This is a genomic window from Kitasatospora sp. GP30, from assembly GCF_029892145.1.
Classification (GTDB): Bacteria; Actinomycetota; Actinomycetes; order Streptomycetales; family Streptomycetaceae; genus Kitasatospora; species Kitasatospora acidiphila.
This window is the reverse complement of sequence record NZ_JARZAH010000098.1, coordinates 1-1,962: the sequence shown is the minus strand read 5'-3', so window position 1 is coordinate 1,962 and position 1,962 is coordinate 1. Positions and strand designations below refer to the sequence as shown.

Annotated in this window: 2 protein-coding genes; both read right to left on the bottom strand. The window is 67.8% G+C overall.

What is annotated here, in order from left to right; all coding sequences use genetic code 11:
* Positions 1-410 precede the first annotated feature (410 nt).
* On the bottom strand, positions 411-1,037 hold the full coding sequence (locus P3T35_RS40255) for a hypothetical protein (RefSeq protein WP_143676948.1): 627 nt from the start codon (positions 1,035-1,037) through the stop codon (positions 411-413).
* A 224-nt stretch (positions 1,038-1,261) separates the two neighbouring features.
* On the bottom strand, positions 1,262-1,962 hold a 701-nt coding region (locus P3T35_RS40250; RefSeq protein ID WP_280709867.1), incomplete at its 5' end, for a transposase.

Genomic DNA, 1,962 nt, shown 5'->3' with positions numbered 1-1,962 from the left:
AGCGAGCGAGACCTTCGCTGTCACTGGACCGGCCGGCCTCGCGACAGCGCCCACATGTCAACTGACCAGCACGGACGTGGTTCTTGGCACCTACAACCTCGGCCCCCCATTGCGGCCGGTCACCGGCGTTCCCGAACCGGTGGGCGAGGCAATCACACGATCGTGCAGCCGAGTTGGAATCGGCAGGCGCGAGGGCGTACAACTGCGGCAACAGGGCCTCCTGGCGTGTTCACGGTCTTCGACAGACCCGAGCTGCACCAGGGGCGCTGCTTTCATGCACAGCGCCCGACAAAACCACCCGACCGAGCTACCGCAATCGAACCCATGTCCACCGCGATCAGCACGACAACGGCTGGCCAGGTCGCCAAGCCGGAGCCGCCCCAACCCGGCCGTTGACCATGTTCGCGGGCTCACTTCCGAATCTTCGACCAGTCACCCCGAGGGCGATAGGCACGGCCGTCCCCGACCTGCTTCATCCCGCCGGGAACGACGTCCCCGTGGTATGGATATTGCTCCGTCACCGCGGCCAGCAGGAACTCCAGGAAGCCGCCCTCGAACAGGTCCCACTCCAGCATCGAGTCGAACTTGGCGGTGATCGGCCACTGGTCCGGGTCCGGGCCCCGCATCAGCCAGAAGAAGTGGTCGGAGTTGTAGTTGTTGCCCCACTTCAGCAGTCCGCCCTCGGTCGGGAACAGCGGATACGGGCACTCGTCGTGGTCCCCGCCCTCGTAGGCCTGGGCCAGCATGGCGCAGTATCCGTATGGTTCCGTCGTGAAGTAGAGGAATCCCTCGAAGCCGACCGGTCCCCCGACGTAGGGACCGAGCGCTGTCGATGGTGTGTAGATGTGCAGCTCGTCGCTGATGCTGACCATCCCGTACCGGTCGGCGAACGCCCGGTAGTCCGCGGGCAGCTGGACACCGAGCTCCTCGCGCCCGAGCTCCCACCGGACCGGGACCACTCCGCCCGCAGGCGGCGGCCCGATCACCGCGCCGAGCCTCTCCAGCATCTCCTCGATGTCCACGTCCACTCCCGTCAACCGCCCGCTCCCGCCGAGGCTATCCGTTACCGGTGACACCGGGGGCGGGAGGGCAAGGCCCCGCGGTGTCCTGGCACCCGAGCTGTGCGGGAGGCCTCACTTTCATGCCCATCTGATCAGAGGGCCACCCCACTGGGTCGGCGGGCTCGAACTCACGATCACCAAGATCGATTGAGCAACAGCTACTGAGCTTGACGCTGTCGGGGATCTTGGTCGCTGCGGCGTCAGCTGACGGCCCGCCAGGACCGCAGGCGCTGGATGCCTTGCTGGTCGAGGTGGTTCTGGAAGGCAGTCGGTGATCGTGGGGGTGTGCTCTCGCCCGGAGACTGCCGGCTGAGGCGTTCGATGTTGACGGCGATGGCGGTGAGCACGTGCTGCAGGTGGGCCTTGGCCAGGCCTCGGTACCGGCAGTGGCGCATGCCGTGGCCGTGGGCGAACTCGCAGATCGTGCCCTCGATGCCGGACCGCACCGCGTAGCGCTTGTGCCAGGCCGGTTCCTGCTGCTCGGCACGGTTGCGTATCTGCAGTTCGTGCAGTTCACGCGGAGGGAATCCCACATTGCGGGCAGCGTCGCGGGAGGTGGTGCACTTGGCCCGGACCGGGCAGGGCTGGCACTGGCTCTTGGTGAAGCGGGCCACGATCAGCGGGGCGGCGGTCGGTGAGGATGTCGGGTAGGGGCCGTGCCAGCCCCGGCTGACCTGGCCCTGCGGGCAGGTGACCTCCTGGCGGTCGAAGTCGATGCGGAAGTCGTCACGGGCGAAGCCCTCGCCCTGGTGAGTGGGGTTGCCCGGCAGCGGTCCGACGACGGTGATCCGGTGCTCGCGCTCGGCCTGCTCCAGGTGGACCAGGGAGGTGTAGCCGCCGTCGACCAGGTGCTGGTCGGGCCGCAGTCCCCGGTGTTCCAGCCGGGTGTGGATGCCGGGCA